Source organism: Altererythrobacter lutimaris (genome assembly GCF_013371495.1).
In the GTDB taxonomy this organism is placed as follows: domain Bacteria; phylum Pseudomonadota; class Alphaproteobacteria; order Sphingomonadales; family Sphingomonadaceae; genus Erythrobacter; species Erythrobacter lutimaris_A.
On record NZ_JABWTA010000001.1, the window covers coordinates 1852084 to 1867674 of the forward strand.

The 15591-nt window shown below is 58.7% G+C and carries 15 protein-coding genes and 1 tRNA gene; 6 read left to right on the forward strand and 10 right to left on the reverse strand.

Annotated features, from left to right (window positions below; translation table 11 throughout):
- Positions 1–23 precede the first annotated feature (23 nt).
- Positions 24–110, reverse strand: a tRNA-Leu gene (locus tag HUO12_RS08905).
- Positions 111–292: 182 nt separating this feature from the next.
- Between HUO12_RS08905 and HUO12_RS08910 the strand changes: the two genes are divergently transcribed.
- The gene (locus HUO12_RS08910; RefSeq protein WP_176273221.1) at positions 293–1246 is read left to right on the forward strand and encodes a complex I NDUFA9 subunit family protein; all 954 of its coding nucleotides are present in this window, start codon (positions 293–295) and stop codon (positions 1244–1246) included.
- 9 nt (positions 1247–1255) lie between these two features.
- Here the strand turns inward: HUO12_RS08910 and HUO12_RS08915 are convergent, their stop codons facing one another.
- The 3 genes from HUO12_RS08915 to HUO12_RS08925 all read right to left on the reverse strand — a co-directional run bounded on the left by HUO12_RS08915 (position 1256) and on the right by HUO12_RS08925 (position 3982).
- Positions 1256–1780, reverse strand: a complete 525-nt coding sequence (locus tag HUO12_RS08915; RefSeq protein ID WP_176273222.1) for an NfeD family protein — start codon at positions 1778–1780, stop codon at positions 1256–1258.
- Positions 1780–2775 (reverse strand): SPFH domain-containing protein, encoded by a 996-nt coding sequence (locus tag HUO12_RS08920; RefSeq protein ID WP_176273223.1) that lies wholly within the window; start codon positions 2773–2775, stop codon positions 1780–1782. Before HUO12_RS08920 ends, HUO12_RS08915 begins: the two co-directional genes overlap by 1 nt.
- Before the next feature lie 280 nt (positions 2776–3055).
- A complete protein-coding gene (locus HUO12_RS08925; RefSeq protein WP_232367354.1) occupies positions 3056–3982 on the reverse strand; it encodes a dienelactone hydrolase family protein in 927 nt (308 codons plus the stop codon).
- A 55-nt stretch (positions 3983–4037) separates the two neighbouring features.
- Between HUO12_RS08925 and HUO12_RS08930 the strand changes: the two genes are divergently transcribed.
- Positions 4038–6164 (forward strand): PQQ-dependent dehydrogenase, methanol/ethanol family, encoded by a 2127-nt coding sequence (locus HUO12_RS08930; RefSeq protein WP_408609456.1) that lies wholly within the window; start codon positions 4038–4040, stop codon positions 6162–6164.
- Between the two features lie 18 nt (positions 6165–6182).
- Here the strand turns inward: HUO12_RS08930 and purU are convergent, their stop codons facing one another.
- From purU to HUO12_RS08950, 4 genes are all read right to left on the reverse strand, one after another.
- Positions 6183–7037: a formyltetrahydrofolate deformylase gene (gene purU / locus HUO12_RS08935; protein WP_176273224.1), complete on the reverse strand. Its 855-nt coding sequence runs from the start codon at positions 7035–7037 to the stop codon at positions 6183–6185.
- Complete coding sequence (locus HUO12_RS08940) at positions 7037–8047, reverse strand: NAD(P)H-dependent flavin oxidoreductase (protein ID WP_176273225.1); 1011 nt, start codon at positions 8045–8047, stop codon at positions 7037–7039. Before HUO12_RS08940 ends, purU begins: the two co-directional genes overlap by 1 nt.
- Before the next feature lie 61 nt (positions 8048–8108).
- Entirely contained in the window at positions 8109–9035 is a 927-nt protein-coding gene (locus tag HUO12_RS08945) for a GGDEF domain-containing protein (protein WP_176273226.1), read from the reverse strand.
- A gap of 299 nt (positions 9036–9334) precedes the next feature.
- A complete protein-coding gene (locus HUO12_RS08950; RefSeq protein ID WP_176273227.1) occupies positions 9335–9997 on the reverse strand; it encodes a helix-turn-helix domain-containing protein in 663 nt (220 codons plus the stop codon).
- Between the two features lie 238 nt (positions 9998–10235).
- Here HUO12_RS08950 and HUO12_RS08955 point away from each other — a divergent pair, with 238 nt between their 5' ends.
- Complete coding sequence (locus tag HUO12_RS08955; protein WP_176273228.1) at positions 10236–10829, forward strand: peroxiredoxin family protein; 594 nt, start codon at positions 10236–10238, stop codon at positions 10827–10829.
- Between the two features lie 25 nt (positions 10830–10854).
- Here HUO12_RS08955 and HUO12_RS08960 read toward each other — a convergent pair whose 3' ends face one another.
- Entirely contained in the window at positions 10855–12135 is a 1281-nt protein-coding gene (locus HUO12_RS08960) for an aspartate kinase (RefSeq protein ID WP_232367355.1), read from the reverse strand.
- A gap of 53 nt (positions 12136–12188) precedes the next feature.
- Here HUO12_RS08960 and ubiG point away from each other — a divergent pair, with 53 nt between their 5' ends.
- Together ubiG and HUO12_RS08970 are read left to right on the forward strand one after the other, a co-directional pair.
- Positions 12189–12926, forward strand: coding sequence for a bifunctional 2-polyprenyl-6-hydroxyphenol methylase/3-demethylubiquinol 3-O-methyltransferase UbiG (ubiG, locus tag HUO12_RS08965; RefSeq protein ID WP_176273229.1), 738 nt, complete (start codon positions 12189–12191; stop codon positions 12924–12926).
- An 84-nt stretch (positions 12927–13010) separates the two neighbouring features.
- Positions 13011–14330: an MFS transporter gene (locus HUO12_RS08970; RefSeq protein WP_176273230.1), complete on the forward strand. Its 1320-nt coding sequence runs from the start codon at positions 13011–13013 to the stop codon at positions 14328–14330.
- Positions 14331–14340: 10 nt separating this feature from the next.
- Here the strand turns inward: HUO12_RS08970 and HUO12_RS08975 are convergent, their stop codons facing one another.
- On the reverse strand, positions 14341–15321 hold the full coding sequence (locus HUO12_RS08975; RefSeq protein ID WP_408609457.1) for a glycerophosphodiester phosphodiesterase family protein: 981 nt from the start codon (positions 15319–15321) through the stop codon (positions 14341–14343).
- Between the two features lie 97 nt (positions 15322–15418).
- Here HUO12_RS08975 and HUO12_RS08980 point away from each other — a divergent pair, with 97 nt between their 5' ends.
- Entirely contained in the window at positions 15419–15583 is a 165-nt protein-coding gene (locus tag HUO12_RS08980) for a hypothetical protein (RefSeq protein ID WP_176273231.1), read from the forward strand.
- The last annotated feature ends 8 nt before the right edge of the window (positions 15584–15591 follow it).

Consider the following 15591-nt stretch of genomic DNA (forward strand, 5'->3'; position numbering starts at 1 on the left):
AGAGGGAGTAGGAAACTCAGCTTTGGTGCCCAGAAGAGGACTCGAACCTCCACGGGGTTGCCCCCACCGCCACCTGAAGACGGCGCGTCTACCAATTCCGCCATCTGGGCACAGGATGCTGCGGCGACATGCCCTGCAGCAAACAAGCGAGGCGCGCGGTTAGCCCCCTCACCCGCTATTTGTCAAACACAATGTGCAGCGCCGCGCCTTCGCCCTCGCGACACGCTTGCAGTGCGTGCGCGCATGCGGCAAGGCGCGTCCACAAAGTCCATTCGATCAAGGCCAGAGAATCATGTCGATCCCGTCCCCGCTCAACGAGAAGCTCGTCACTGTCTTCGGCGGCAGCGGCTTCCTTGGCACCTATGTCGCGCAAGCGCTGCTGGAGCGTGGAGCGCGGCTGCGGATCGCAAGCCGCAATCCAGAGAAGAGCTTTAGCCTGAAGCCGCTTGCAAACCTTGGTCAGCTCCAGTTTGCGCGCTGCGATATCACGAACGAAACCAGCCTTGCGGCCGCCATTGACGGCGCGGATGTGGTCATCAATCTCGTCGGCGCATTCGATGGCAATCTCAAGCGCGTAATGGGCGAAGCGCCGGGTCAGATGGCTGCACTTGCCAAGAGCCAAGGGGCGAGCGCGTTTGTGCATGTCAGCGCCATCGGAGCGGACGCCAGCTCTCCGACCGCGTACGCCAGCAGCAAAGCGCTCGGCGAAGAGAAAGTCAGCGAGGCCTTCCCCAAGGCGACGATCATCCGCCCTTCGATCGTATTCGGCAAGGACGATAACTTCCTCAACATGTTCGGCCAGATGATTTCCATGGCACCTGCTCTGCCGGTGTTCGGGCCGGATGCCGAGTTGCAACTGGTCTATGTCGACGACGTCGCCGAAGCGATCGTTCGCGCCGCTGAAGACCCTAAGAAGCACGGCGGCAAAACGTTTGAACTCGGCGGGCCGGAAGTCCTCACCATGATGGATATCAATGAGCGCATCGCCGAAGCGCAAGGTCGCAAGCGCGCCTTCATTGCCATGCCGGATACAGCAACCTCGATCTTTGCAGCCTTGCCGCTTACTCCGATGAGCACCGACCAGTGGACCCTGCTTAAAGCAGGCAGCGTTGCCTCACCTGACATGCCCGGCTTCAAGCAGTTGGGGATCGAGCCCAAGCCGCTCGGCCTGTTCCTCGACAAATGGATGGTTCGCTATCGCAAGCAAGGCCGTTTTGGCGCAATGGACGAGAAGATGAAGCGCTAAGAGCGTTGGTCAGGCGGTCTCGCTTCCTGACCCCTCACCCTCGCTCGCCTGTGTCTTGGGCGCTGCCTCTTTCGCGGTGCCTTCGATCAGATTCACCGGCTCCACCACCAGCACAGCCCCTTCGCTGCCCGTAATCCGTACCCGCGTACCAACATCGAGATCGGGTCCGCGCGCCAGCCACTCGCTATCGCCATGACGGATGCGCCCGCTGCCATTGTCAAACGCCTGCGCCACCACCGCTGTCTGCCCGATCATCCGGCCACCGCGCTGGTTGAGCAGCGGGTCAGAGCTTTCAATCGGAGAATCGCGCAGGAACCGCTTGGCGCTGAACGCGGCGATCAGCGAAAGCGAGACAAACACCACGATCTGCATCGGCAGACCGAGCCCAATCCCCAGCGTCAGCAGCCCTGTCGCAATCGCAGCAAGCGCGAGCCAGATCAGGTAGACACCCGGCACGATCATCTCAAGCGTCCCGAGCACGAGCCCGAGCGTAATCCAGATCCAATGCGCTTCGAAGCCGCCGAATGAATCCATCAGCTATCTCCGGAACGCGGAACGCTCGTGCGTGCACGGCTCTGCGGCAAAGGCTGGCCTGAACGGCCGCCCGTTGTCACATCGCCAGCGGTCGGCTGGATCGCATCGCGCACCAGCTCGCCAATGCCGCCCAACGAACCGATTAGATTGGTCGCTTCGACAGGGAACAGGATTGTCTTCGCATTCGGGCTATCCGCAAACTTCGCAACGGCTTTAGTGTATTCCTGCGCAACGAAGTAGTTGATTGCCTGACTGCCCGAGGCTGCAATCGCGTCAGACACCATCTGCGTGGCCTTCGCTTCTGCCTCTGCCGCACGTTCACGCGCTTCTGCATCGCGGAACGCCGCTTCGCGCTTACCTTCAGCTTCGAGAATGGCAGACTGCTTGGAGCCTTCTGAACGCAGGATAGCGCTGGTCTTATCGCCTTCTGCTTCGAGGATTTCAGCACGCTTCAGACGCTCTGCTTTCATCTGACGGGCCATCGCTTCAGAAATGTCATGCGGCGGCCGGATGTCCTTGATCTCAACCCGGGTGATCTTCACACCCCACGGCGAGGTGGCATGGTCGACCACGGCGAGCAGGCGCGCATTGATTTCATCGCGCTTGGACAGTGTCTCATCCAAGTCCATCGAACCCATCACGGTCCTCAGGTTGGTGGTCGTCAGCGCCATGATCGCTGCGTAGAGGTTTGCCACTTCATACGCCGCTTTGCCCGCATCGAGCACCTGGAAGAAAACCACCGCATCCACGCCGACCATGGCGTTATCCTTGGTAATGATTTCCTGGCCCGGAATGTCGAGCACTTGCTCCATCATATTCACCTTCTGACCGATCCGGTCGATGAACGGAGTAATGATGTGCAAGCCGGGATCAGCAGCCTTCGTGAACTTTCCGAAGCGTTCAATCGTGTAGACGAAGCCCTGCTTCACCACGCGCACCGCCATCAGCAGGAACACAATCAGCAAAAACACCAACGCGATCAGTACGAATTCCATGAGCCAAAGCTCCCCTAAAAGACCATTGGGAACAAGCTTACCGCGTGGCGCGCCGCGTTCCAAGCGAAACCGGATTCGCAGCGATTGGCGCCCCATGTTGGATACACATGTTACACAGTCCAGGGAGAAAAACTCCCGCAACGGTTTCCGTGTGTAAATATCTGTAGAATCGAGGGAATTCGGGAGAAACGCGCGCATTCCCCCGGCTTAGGTCTGGAACGGGCTGTAGGAAATAGTCCGGACTGTGCTTCCGGCCTCACCCGATCCGGATTCAAGGCTGCTAAAGCCCCGTCCGGTAGAGCTTGAGCTTCTCCGCGTAAGCGCGTTCTGCCTCTTCTTTCGCATAAGCCGGACTGTCCAGAACCGTCCAACCGTGATCGCCTGCGAAGACGTCAATCACAGCAGGCCTTCCAGCTCCGTCTGCCGCTTCACGAAACGCGGTCTTGTCGTCAGGCGCCTTCGCATCGTCGTCCTGCGCAATCGCAATGAGATAGTGCGCATTGGTGTCTGCAATCAGCTTGTGCGGGCTTTCTTCATCGTCGCGAACCAGGCCCCCGCCATGGAAGCTCGCAGCTGCGGTGACGCGGCCAGGCATTTCTGCGGCTGAGTAAACGGTAAACGGCCCGCCCATGCAGTATCCCTCTGCACCGATCCCTCGATCCGTATCGAGTTGAGGTTGCGCATCGAGCCAGCCGACAATTGCGCGCGCATCGCGGCGGACCGCAAAAGATGAGAGGTTCGCGCGATACTGACTGGCTGTGTCCCAGCCGCCATCGGCGAAATCGGCAAAGCTCTCCCAGATCTGGCCTGCCACATCGCGGTAGTAGGGATTGACGAGCAGCACAGCGAAGCCCTCTGCCGCTGTCCGACGCGCCATCTCTATATGGGCCGGCCGGATGCCGGCAATGTCCGGCCAGTGGATCACGCCGGGATGCTCGCCTTCTTCGGGATGGATGAAGATCGCATCCATCGTCCCGTCTTCCGTCACAAAGCTGACTTCGCTTTGAACGAGGCCGGGCGCAAGAGCCTCCCCTTTAGAACCCGAAGCCTCACCGCCTGTGCAAGCCGTCAGTGCAGCAGCCCCGCCCATCACGCCGAATTCCCGCCGCGACAATTCGCCTTTGGCCCAGCGTTTCAGATTGGCTTGATCGCACATGCAGTCTTTCTCCTTCAATGATCCGAATCTCAACGTAGCTGCAATCGCCATATGGACAAGCGCGGTTTCTCACGGCACGATGCGCGCAAAGGGGAGATAAGAGACCATGAAGAACATGGGATGGGTGCTGGCTGCAGCACTTGCTGTTAGCGCATGCGGCGAACAAGCGTCGGAAAACGCGATCACATCTGGGCGCTTGCTTGCAGCGGGCGGGGATGACGCGAACTGGATCACCCATGGGCGGACTTATTCAGAGCAGCGCTTCAGCCCGCTCGATAAAGTCAACGCGAGCAATGTCGGCGAGCTTGGCCTTGCCTGGTTTGCGGACATGGACACAGCGCGCGGTCAGGAAGCAACGCCGCTGGTGATGGATGGCAAGCTCTACCTCACGACCGCATGGAGCAAGGTGAAGGCCTTCGATGCGGCGACTGGCGAACCCTTGTGGGAATATGACCCTGAAGTACCGGGAGAGACTGCAGTCAAGGCGTGCTGCGATGTCGTCAATCGCGGTCTTGCGACATGGGGCGACAGCCTGTTCCTTGGCACGCTTGATGGCCGATTGGTCGCGCTCGACCGCGACACCGGCGCAGTCCAATGGGAAAAGGTCACGGTCGACCAAGACCAAAGCTACACAATCACCGGTGCGCCGCGCGTGATCGATGGCAAAGTCATCATCGGCAATGGCGGGGCCGAGTTCGGCGTTCGCGGCTATATCGCAGCGTATGACGCGGCTGACGGGGACGAGCTTTGGCGCTTCTACACCGTGCCGGAAGGAACCGAGGACGATAGCTCTCCGGAATATCTCCAAGCAGCGGCGGAAACCTGGAACACCGAGGTGCTGGCAAGCTCCGATGCGATCGGCGGCGGCGGCACCGTGTGGGACTCCATGGCTTACGACCCTGAGCTTGATTTGCTCTATTTCGGGGTCGGTAACGGATCGCCCTGGAACCGCGCCTACCGCTCGCCTGGCGAAGACGGCAAAGGCGAAGGCGATAACCTTTATCTCTCCAGCATTGTTGCGGTGAAGCCCGATACCGGCGAATATGTCTGGCACTATCAGACAACGCCGGGCGAGACTTGGGACTACACTGCAACCCAGCACATCGTGCTCGCTGACATGGAAGTCGATGGCGAGACGCGCCGGGTGCTGATGCAAGCGCCGAAGAACGGGTTTTTCTATGTGATTGACCGCGCGACCGGCGAACTGATCTCTGCTGAGCCTTATGTCGGCGTCAATTGGGCGGAGGGTATCGATGAGAACGGCCGTCCGATCGAGAACCCGGAAACGCGGATCGATCAGACAGGCAAGCCTGCGATTGTCCTGCCCGGCCCGCTTGGCGGGCATAACTGGCACCCGATGGCTTACCATCCGAGCGAGAACTTGGTGTACATTCCTGCCTTCGAAGCAGCGATGATCTATGAGCCGGAAGCGGACTGGAAGCCGGACCGTGCGCGTGGCTTCAATGTCGGCTTCAACCTTGGTGCAGGCGATTTGCCGGCTGACATGGGCTTCCGCCGCCAGGTCTACGAGACGGTCAAAGGCAAGCTTATCGCATGGGATCCCGTAGCGCAGGAAGCGCGCTGGACTGTTGAACATCCCGGCCCGTGGAATGGCGGCTTGCTCGCAACCGGCGGAGGTCTCGTTTTCCAAGGCAATTCCGGCAGCGAGTTCAGCGCCTATGATGCGGCCTCCGGTGACAAGCTGTGGACCTTCCCGGCCCAGACAGGCATCGTTGCCCCGCCAGTCACATACACTGTCGATGGCGAACAATATGTCGCGGTCCTCGCCGGTTGGGGCGGCGCCTATGCGATCACCGCCGATGGCGACCTCGTGAACAGCCAGGCCCCGGTCCAGAACATCAGCCGATTGTTGGTGTTCAAGCTGGGCGCTGATGGCGCGCTGCCCGACATGCCGGAACTGGCCGCCTTGCCGCTTGATCCACCAGCCAGCCGCGCGAGCGCGGACACAATCAAGCTCGGCGGTGAAAAATACGCGCGCTATTGCGCAGTATGCCATGGCCCGGGCGCCGTCGGATCAACCGTGCTGCCTGACCTGCGCCGCTCAGCCACGCTCGGCGACAAGCGAACATGGCTCGCCGTGGTCAATGAAGGGATCCTCAAGGACCAGGGCATGGTGAGCTTTGCGAATTCGCTTTCCGAAGAGGAAATGGACGCGGTGCGAGCTTACGTCATCCACCGCGCGAATGAGGATAAGGCTGGCGGAGTGAATTAGCGGGCTCAGCCTCGGGGACTAACCCCTGAACACAACCGTACGCGCGCCGTTCAGCAGAACGCGCTCTTCCAGATGCAAGCGTACCGCTTCAGCGAGCACGCGGCGCTCGATATCGCGTCCCTTGCGCACCAGCTCCTCCGGCAAATCGGCGTGAGTGATCGGCTCGACATCCTGGTGGATGATCGGTCCTTCATCCAGATCAGTCGTCACATAATGCGCGGTTGCACCGATCATTTTCACCCCGCGCGCATGCGCCTGATGATAGGGCTTGGCGCCTTTGAAACCGGGCAGGAAACTGTGATGAATGTTGATACAGCGCCCCGCGAAATAGGCTGCCTGCTCGTCTGACAGGATCTGCATGTAGCGCGCGAGCACGACAAGCTCTGCTCGGGTTTCCTCTGCAATGGCGCGAACCTGCGCTTCTTGATCGGGCTTGGTCTCTTTCGTGACCGGTAAGTGATGGAAAGGAATGCCAGCGAAATCCAGATGCGCGTAAGTCTCGCACGGATGGTTGGAAATGACCGCCACCGGCTCCATCGGCAATTCGCCAATTCGCCAGCGATAGAGAAGATCCGCAAGGCAATGATCGAACTTGCTCACCATCAGGATGACACGGCGCGGCCGGTCACGTGAAGCGAGCTTGAAATCCATGGCGAATTCGTTGGCGAGACTGCCAAAGCGTGTCCGCAATACCTGCCGAGATGCGGCATCCGCGTCGAATTCCACCCGCATAAAGAAGCGGTCAGTGTCCCGGTCATTGAACTGCTGCGCTTCGAGCACATTGCCGCCGTTCTCGTACAGGAAGCTCGTCACGCGCGCGGTAATGCCCGGCCTGTCAGGACATGACAGCGTAAGGATCAGCGGATCAGGCATCAGCGCTTGGTGAGCGCCGCTTCGCTCTCTGCCATCAGAGTCGCAATGATATCCGCGACCGGCTCTTCTTCCTTGACCATGCCAACCGACTGCCCCGCCATGAGAGAGCCGCCTTCGACATCACCATCAATCACTGCGCGGCGCAATGCGCCTGCCCAGAAATGCTCGATCTGGAGCTGCGCTTCGCCCATATCGACTTCATCGCGGTCGAGCATGCCGGCAACTTCAATCTGCTTGCGAGTGAATTCTTCCGTGCCTTTGTTCTTCAAGGCGCGGACTGGAATCACCGGCAATCGCGGATCGACTTGCACACTGGTTTCCGCATCGCGGGCCTTCGCGCGGAAGAAGGCTTTTTTGAAGTCGGGATGCGCAATGCTTTCGCTAGCGCAGGCAAAGCGTGTGCCCAGCTGGACCCCACTCGCGCCCATTTCGAGATAGCCTGCAATCGCTTCGCCGCGGCCAATCCCGCCAGCAACGAACACGACATGATCCTCCGCCAATTCAGGCAAGAATTCCTGCGCGAGTACGCTGGTTGAGACGGGTCCGATATGACCGCCAGCTTCCATGCCTTCGATAACGAGCGCATCGCCGCCAGAGCGCAGCAGCTTCTTCGCAAGCGCAAGCGTGGGTGCGAACACAATGACTTTCGCGCCGAATTTCTTAATCGCTTCCACGCTGCCCTTGGGCGGAATGCCGCCTGCGAGCACGACATGGCTAATACCATGTTTGCCGCAAACGCCGATCAAATCGAACAGCTGCGGGTGCATGGTGATGAGATTCACGCCAAAGGGCTTGTCTGTGCGCGCCTTTGTTTCAGCGATTTCGGTATCGAGCAACTCCGGCGTCATCGCTCCGCAAGCGATCACGCCAAACCCGCCAGCATTGGAGATAGCCGAGACGAGGTTGCGCTCGGACACCCAGCTCATTGCACCGCACAGTATAGCATGGTCACAGCCGAGAAACTCAGCGCCGCGCTGCATCAAGGCAGCCGTTTTGGGATACGCAGTCATAGAAAATCGCGTTAGTGCGCTGCGCCAGGCAGAGCAAGAGCGTCTCGATGATCGTGCTGCGTTACGCGGTCTTGCGTGACCGCCAGCTATCGCGGATTGCATCGCCGCATTCGACACGGAATCCGCCTGCGGATCGCGCCAGCGTTAGGGCGACTTCGCCGCGCATCAGGGTTTCATCCAGGCATTCGCCAAGCTGGCAAACGGACGCGCTCGCAGTGAGGCGCATCTCTTCGAGCTCTGCATCGCGGGAGATCTCTGCGAAGGTCGAAACGATCTCGCTTGCACAATCAATCGCTTCGCGCTGATCCACACCGGGAAGCATGACTGCGAACCGGTTGTCTTCAATCCGCGCAAGGATGTGAGTCTCATCGAGCATATTGGCAAGGAATCCGGCAAAGGCTTCGATCACGCTGTCGCTCGCTTGCTGGCCAAAGCGCAATCCAATCGCGCGGAAACGGTCAATCTCAAATAGAGCGACTGCCCCGCTTTGCCCCATGAGCATCAATCGGTTGACGTTAGCGAAAAAGGCATGGCGATTGGCAATGCCTGTAAGTGGGTCGGTTTTGGCGCTTGCGAACAGGCGCGATTGCAAAGCACGCTCTTGTTCCACGCACCGCATCACTGCGATAGCTCCAACCGGGCCACCTTCTTTTTCCGCATGAGCGGGAAGCGGCCGCAGGGTGAGCGCATACCACTGCGGCTCTAGGCCTTCTGCACACAAAGGTATCTCGATAGCTTGCGGTGCTTCACCTGTTTGCATAGCGAGCTCATAGGTCTCGCGCACGAGACCCGCATGCAAGGCGTCCGTCAGGTCTGCCAGATGTGGTGCAATGAGTTGCTGAGACAGGTCGAAACCCGCTTCACTCAAGCCATGAGAGGCCTGCTCGATAAATCCAAAGCGGTCACTCTTGATGACGATGTCACCCCCAAGATCCGCTAATATTCCGTACAAGACTCCCCCGTCCTGCACATCCAATCCAGTAGTCATGGCCGATTTGCCCCCGGCGTTGACGCGTTACCCCTTTGCCAAGTCCAAGACAGCCTAGAATAAAAGTAAACTAAACAATTTGGCGACCTAAGCGTTGTTTTTGTTTTATCCGACTTAGGAACCAGTAAACTGCGTTAGTTGCGTAATATTACTTGACTAACTTTCGAATCGGCTACTGATTCCGTTTACCATAATATCAGCACGTGTCACCGCTTCTACCTAGGGATTGCCCCTAGGTAGGCACCTGTAATTGTGGTTTTTGAGTAACGGTTAGGTGATGCTCAATGAAGGTCGCAGACCTATAGTTCGATCATCACGCGGATCTTGTCGGATGTAACTCCAAACGCATCTGCGATCATTGCACGCGCTTCTTCCAAGGCTTCCTGACCGCCGCTCGGGCTGGCCATGCCCAGCAGTTCGTCCTGCTCGATACCGAGGACGCGCGCCAGGGCCGGGAAACGATCCTCAATCGGCTTTGCCTTGCCTTTTTCCCACGCCCATACGGTGGGCTTCGAAACCCCGAGGCGTTCAGCCACATCGGACAAAGTCATGCTGCGCGCTTTACGCAGTTGCTCCAGCCGCTTGCCGAACGCAACGCCGCCTAGCTTCGATTGCGTGGCGCCAAGACCGAGTGGAGCCAGCGGATCACCGCGCAATTGCGAGGCTGCCAATGATCCAGCGGAAATGGCTTGCGCAAATTTGCAGCCGAACAGACGGTCGCTGGACCAAACGACCTCAGCACTCACTTCGCCGGCTTCAGGCAAATGCACCAGCAGTTGTTCGCCAACGCGCAGTTCCTCGGCAGTTTCGATCAGCATTCCCGAAGTCGAGATATTGTGCACGCTGAGATTGGCTTGAACGCCGCTTTCCAGCTTTCCACGCGCCTCCAATTGCAGTTCGCGGCGCTCGGCACCGCGTGCGTCCATCGGACCACGATTCTCAAGATGACCTTTAGCCGGCATCGCTGCATTCCTTCTCAGCCCTGCAGCAGAGGGGGCGCTGCTGCTGAACTGAAGGTTCGGATAGCGAAGTTAAGGATTGGTTAGTTTCCGGCTCAACTCATCCCGAAAACCCGCGAATTCTGCAAGAGAACGCTATCAAATGACCGCAGATGTAACCTTAGCGGAGCGGCTTACGAACCGGATTGCTGGGATGCTGCCGGAAGGCTAGGCAGCACATATAGCGAATTCGGAGAGAATAATGCTGAAGAAGCTGGGTTTGGGTGTTGGCGCGATTCTAGTGCTGTTGTTAGTCGCAGCCGCATGGTTCTTGGGGCCAGCGCTGTTCCCGCCAACGAACATGCAAGCGGGCGAGACGCTGGGCGAACGTGTGCCGGTCGATATGGAACTGCGTAATGAAAACGGAAATGTCGCTTCCATCAGCGATGTAGCAGGCGAGAATGGTACAGTCCTTGTCATGGTTCGCTCGGCTGACTGGTGCCCGTTTTGCGTCGCGCAGCTAAAGGACCACGCGGCGATTGCGGAAGACATCGCTTCGCAAGGCTATCGTCTGGTCGGCCTGTCCTATGATGAGCCGGAGCTGCTGGCAGATTTCGCTACCGAGCAAGAGATACCCTACGCGCTCCTCAGTGATACAGAGAGCCGCTTTATCGACGCTGTGGGCCTACGCGATCCGCAATATGGCGAAGGCCATATGGCTGAAGGCGTGCCGCGCGCTAGCGTGCTGGTGATTGCGCCGGACGGTACGCTAAAGGCAAAATTCGTCAGCGAAGACTACCGCCAGCGCCCCAGCAACGAGCAAGTGCTCGAACTGATCGCCAGCGCGACCAGCTAAGTCGCCCGGTCAGGCCGCCGCCCGGTCAGGCAGCTTCCTCTTTCGCATCGAGCCCATAAGCAGTGTGCAGCACTCGCACTGCCAACTCGGTCTCGTCTTCATCAATCAGCACGCTGACCTTGATTTCCGAAGTCGAGATCGCCTGGATATTGATCCCGCGATCGGACAGCGCGCGGAACATATTGCTTGCAACGCCGGCATGGCTCTTCATTCCTACGCCCACGACACTGATCTTCGCGATCTTGCTGTCCGTGATTATCCGGTTGAAGCCGATATCTTCGCGTTTGTCTTCAAGCAGTGCTTGCGCGCGTGCGAGGTCAGCTTGCGGCACTGTGAAAGTCACATCGGTCTCGCCTTTGTCGCGGCCAACGTTCTGAATGATCATGTCTACATTTATCGAAGCATCAGCGAGCGGTTCGAAGATATGCGCCACCGCGCCCGGCTTGTCCGGCACCCGCGTGAGGATGATCTTCGCTTCGTTTTTGTCGTGCGCAATGCCGGTTACAAGCTGGCGTTCCATATCGCCGTTCTCCACTAAAGCATTCATTTCTTCATCCGATACGATCATCGTGCCGGGCAGTTCATCTGCAGGGATGGCGTCATCGCCAAGGAAGCTGGAAAGCACTTGCAAGCGCACGCCCTCTTTCATGGCGAGGCCGACAGAGCGGGTTTGCAAGACCTTTGCACCGACCGAGGCTAGCTCCAGCATTTCCTCGTAAGTGACGGCTTTCTGCTTTTTCGCTTTCGCAACGATGCGCGGGTCGGTCGTGTAGACCCCGTCCACATCGGTGTAGATGTCGCAACGATCCGCCTTGATCGCCGCTGCGACCGCTACAGCAGAGGTATCAGAACCGCCGCGGCCCATGGTGGTAATCCGCCCGTCTTCGCTCACGCCTTGGAAGCCCGGGATAACTGCGATCTCTCCGCGCGCGAGGCTTTCCAGAAGCTCTGGCGAGTCAATGGTTTCAACGCGCGCTTTCGAGTGCGCTTCAACTGTCTTCACCGGCAATTGCCATCCAAGCCAGCTGCGCGCCTTGCATCCGAGTGACTGCAAGGTCAGCGCCAGCAAGCCGCTGGTGACTTGTTCACCGCTGGCCACTACCACATCATACTCTGCCGGATCATACAGCGCATTGGCTTCGCGGCAGAAATTGACCAAGCGATCAGTTTCGCCTGCCATGGCTGAAACAACCACTGCGACTTCATGACCCGCAGCCTGCTGTTTGCGCACAATCTGCGCCACACGCCGGATGCGTTCCGTCCCCGCCATGGAGGTACCGCCAAATTTCATAACGATGCGGGCCAATTTCGTGCTCGCTCCTGCTGGTTTCGTCGCCTGCGCGCTGTTAGGGATGCATTATGGATAAGGCAAATGTCTCAAATGTAACTATCCGGCCAGAGGAAGCCGCTCACTTTTCGTCGCTTGCGCGTGAGTGGTGGAATCCCAAAGGGCCGATGGCGTCGCTCCACCAGGTGAACCCTGTGCGTCTGCGCTTCATAAGGGAAGCAATCGACACGCATTGGGGCGGCGATATTCGTTCAGCGAAACCGTTGGACGGCAAGACGGCGCTTGATGTCGGATGCGGTGCAGGCCTGGTGTGCGAGCCGCTCTCCCGGCTAGGCGCGCAGGTCACCGGCGTTGATGCTTCATCCGAGAATGTGGGCGTTGCAAGCGCGCATGCCGATGCAGCAGGGCTCGACATCCGTTACATGACTGGCGAGCTCGCCAGCCTCGATATCGGACAGTTTGATCTCGTCACATGTCTTGAAGTGATCGAGCATGTCGCAGACAAACCGGCCTTCCTGCGCGATCTCGCAGCCCGTCTAGCGCCGGGCGGTTTGATGGTGCTTTCGACACCCAATCGTACCGTTGCAAGCCGCACGCTGCTGGTCGGCGCGGCTGAAGCAGTTGGCTATGTCCCGCGCGGCACGCATGACTGGAATGACTTTGTGACGCCGGATGAGCTGCAAGACCTGCTGGCTGAAGCAGGCCTCGCCATGGGAACCCCTCGCGGCATCACCTGGCGTCCGGGCAAAGGCATGCATTTGAGCAATGACCTTTCATTGAACTACATTGTCGAAACGCGACAATTGTAAGCTTCTCTCCCATTTCAGGTGGCATTCAGGGCCAATCGCACTAACGTGCGTGCTTTGAGGGACTGACCACATGGGGGAATTCAATTGACGCAAGCTGGCGCGGAGCGCGGTCTTATTCTGTCTGAGAACAAGATCGTCAGGCTGTTTTCGTTTTTCTTCCTCTATTTTGGCCAGGGTCTGCCGGTTGGGATAACCGTTATCGCCTTGCCTGCATGGCTGGCTGCGAATGGAGCGCCGGATGCTGACGTCGCGGCGGTTGTTGCGATGGCTTACTTGCCGTGGAGCTTCAAATGGATCCCGGCTGCGATCTTTGACCGCTATGCTTATCTTGCGATGGGACGACGGCGCGCTTGGCTGATCTTCTCGCAAGGCCTCATGATCGCAGGGTTCGTCATTGCAGCGGTGCTCGCGCCTGGTGTCGATGATATCGATACAATCCTGGTGGCGACATTTCTCATCATGGGAGGCGCGGCATCACAGGACGTGGCTGTAGACGGCCTTGCCGTCGACATCCTTCCAGAGAAGGACCAAGGCACAGCCAGCTCTTTCATGTTTGGCGGCCAGACTGTGGCGCGTGCTGTAGCTGGGGCTGCATCCGGTTTCGGGCTGCAATATTATGGGAGCCAAGCGACCTTCCTCGCCTTCATTCCGGTCATTCTCATTATCACCGCCTATGCATGCCTGATCAAAGAGCGGCCGGGTGAAAAGCGTTTCCCGTGGAACGATGGCGAAGCGCATCCGGTCAACCTTCAGCGCAATGTCGGGGCATGGTGGCCCATCTTCAAAGTGACTGTCTTGTCGCTGCTGAAGCGCGACAGCCTCGTCCTTATCACCGCTTCCAGCCTTGGACGGACGGCAGGGGGCATGCTCATTCCCCTTGTTCCCATTCTGGCCGTGAATTATGCAGGTTACGATACTGCGAGCTATTCCGGCATGATCTCGACCGTCGATCTTGCGATGGCGATCGTAGCGATCGGAGTAGGCAGCTTCCTTACGATCCGTTTTGGTCCGAAGTTCTCTTATGCGGGTGTCGAACTACTGCTAGGCGCGGCGGCGATCTATATCCTGGTCGCACAGGGCCTTTGGGTGACACCAATTGGCTTCATCGCGCTGGCCTGCGTCTATTCGCTATTGGTCACACTTTCCAGCATCACGTCCAACCCGCTACGTATGCAACTGTCGGATGAGCGTGTCGCGGCAACGCAGTTCACGATCTACAATTCGCTTTCCAATCTGCCGGTCTCGCTAGGCGCGACGATCTTTGCATGGCTTGGCGGCGCAGACGAGCTGGCGATGGTGCTGGGGACGACTGCTGCACTGTATGCAGCTGCGGTCGTGTTCATTCTGCTACTGCGGGTCGGAGGACGACCTGTGGAAGCCGAACCCGAACCTGTGATGAACTAAGTTCGCAGGCTCAGTCCGCGCGCGCTTTCACACCCAGTGCGGGCGCATCGTGGAAGATGCCGTCAACGCCAGCCGCTTCGAGCATGTCGATCAGTGCCATGGCATTGCCATGCGCTGCATCGCCGCCGATTGCACGCAAAGGTTCTGGCAGGAAGGCATTTTCCGGCCGCAACGTCCAGGCGTGGACCACCAGCCCCTCGGCTTTAGCATCCGCGACCAGCGCAGTAGGCGAGCCGTCGGTGTTAAGGATTTTCGAGAAATGCGCGCCCAGCCCATCGGCATAAGTCGCGATATCCGCCAAGCCTGATGGCGAAGTCATCTCGTCATAGCGGATCGATGGCTCGTCAGCGGGGCCGCCTTCGGGTTTCACCAGCTGCACCAGTTTGAAGTCGCTGCGCTGATTCAAGCGCTGCAATGCGCCGATCTCGAAGCTTTGCAGAATAACTTTGTCGCTGGCTTCCAGGCCTTGCTCGCGCAGTTCTTTCAGTACGAGATCGACCATGTCGATGCCGGCTTCCTCCAGCATGAAGGTTGGGTGCTTGAGCTCGGGATAGAGGCCGATTTTGCGGCCTGTCTCGGCTTCCTTTGCGCGCACCAGTTTCACGACATCGGCAAAGGTCGGAACCTGATAAAGCCCATTGAAGCGCGTGTTGGCAGGCCGCACGGCAGGCAGGCGTTCCTTTGCACGCAGAGTGCGGATTTCCTCCAGTGTAAAGTCTTCAGCGAACCAGCCTGCAACGCGCTGCCCATCAATCGTTTTCTCGCGCCGGCGGCTTTCAAACTCCTCGCGATTTGCAACGTCTGTCGTATCCGACAGCTCGTTCTCATGGCGGGAGATCAGCACCAGATCTTTCGTCACCACCAGATCGGGTTCGATATAGTCCGCGCCCTGATCGATCGCGCGTTCATAGGCCGCAAGCGTGTGTTCCGGCCGCTCTGCACTTGCGCCGCGATGCGCGATAACCAGCATGTCGTCTCCTGTTGCTGCCAACACTGAAACGGGCGTCACACAGCCTACAATTGTAAGGAATCCGGCCAAAAACAGGCTTAACCCTTTATTGGCCCAGCCTCGGGTAAAATGCGCAGCTATGATCAAGAAGCTTCTCCTGTTGACCGTTGTCGCTGTGTTCGGCCTATGGCTTGCGGGTTACGATATGGCGACGATCAGTGCGATGATTTCCGGCGCGGCGGACAGCTCTGCCGGACAGATGAGCGGTCGCAACACGCTGGAAGATGGCGGCTGGGGCGGTTGAGCCCAAGT

What these genes read in the sequence shown, in the direction of transcription:
- HUO12_RS08940 (WP_176273225.1), bottom strand. Translation starts at nt 8,047, where the DNA reads ATGACTGCGTATCCCAAAACGGCTGCCTTGATGCAGCGCGGCGCTGAG.
- HUO12_RS08945 (WP_176273226.1), bottom strand. Translation starts at nt 9,035, where the DNA reads ATGACTACTGGATTGGATGTGCAGGACGGGGGAGTCTTGTACGGAATA.
- HUO12_RS08910 (WP_176273221.1), top strand. Translation starts at nt 293, where the DNA reads ATGTCGATCCCGTCCCCGCTCAACGAGAAGCTCGTCACTGTCTTCGGC.
- ubiG (WP_176273229.1), top strand. Translation starts at nt 12,189, where the DNA reads ATGGATAAGGCAAATGTCTCAAATGTAACTATCCGGCCAGAGGAAGCC.
- HUO12_RS08955 (WP_176273228.1), top strand. Translation starts at nt 10,236, where the DNA reads ATGCTGAAGAAGCTGGGTTTGGGTGTTGGCGCGATTCTAGTGCTGTTG.
- HUO12_RS08920 (WP_176273223.1), bottom strand. Translation starts at nt 2,775, where the DNA reads ATGGAATTCGTACTGATCGCGTTGGTGTTTTTGCTGATTGTGTTCCTG.
- HUO12_RS08980 (WP_176273231.1), top strand. Translation starts at nt 15,419, where the DNA reads ATGATCAAGAAGCTTCTCCTGTTGACCGTTGTCGCTGTGTTCGGCCTA.
- HUO12_RS08925 (WP_232367354.1), bottom strand. Translation starts at nt 3,982, where the DNA reads ATGGCGATTGCAGCTACGTTGAGATTCGGATCATTGAAGGAGAAAGAC.
- HUO12_RS08950 (WP_176273227.1), bottom strand. Translation starts at nt 9,997, where the DNA reads ATGCCGGCTAAAGGTCATCTTGAGAATCGTGGTCCGATGGACGCACGC.
- HUO12_RS08915 (WP_176273222.1), bottom strand. Translation starts at nt 1,780, where the DNA reads ATGGATTCATTCGGCGGCTTCGAAGCGCATTGGATCTGGATTACGCTC.
- HUO12_RS08930 (WP_408609456.1), top strand. Translation starts at nt 4,038, where the DNA reads ATGAAGAACATGGGATGGGTGCTGGCTGCAGCACTTGCTGTTAGCGCA.
- purU (WP_176273224.1), bottom strand. Translation starts at nt 7,037, where the DNA reads ATGCCTGATCCGCTGATCCTTACGCTGTCATGTCCTGACAGGCCGGGC.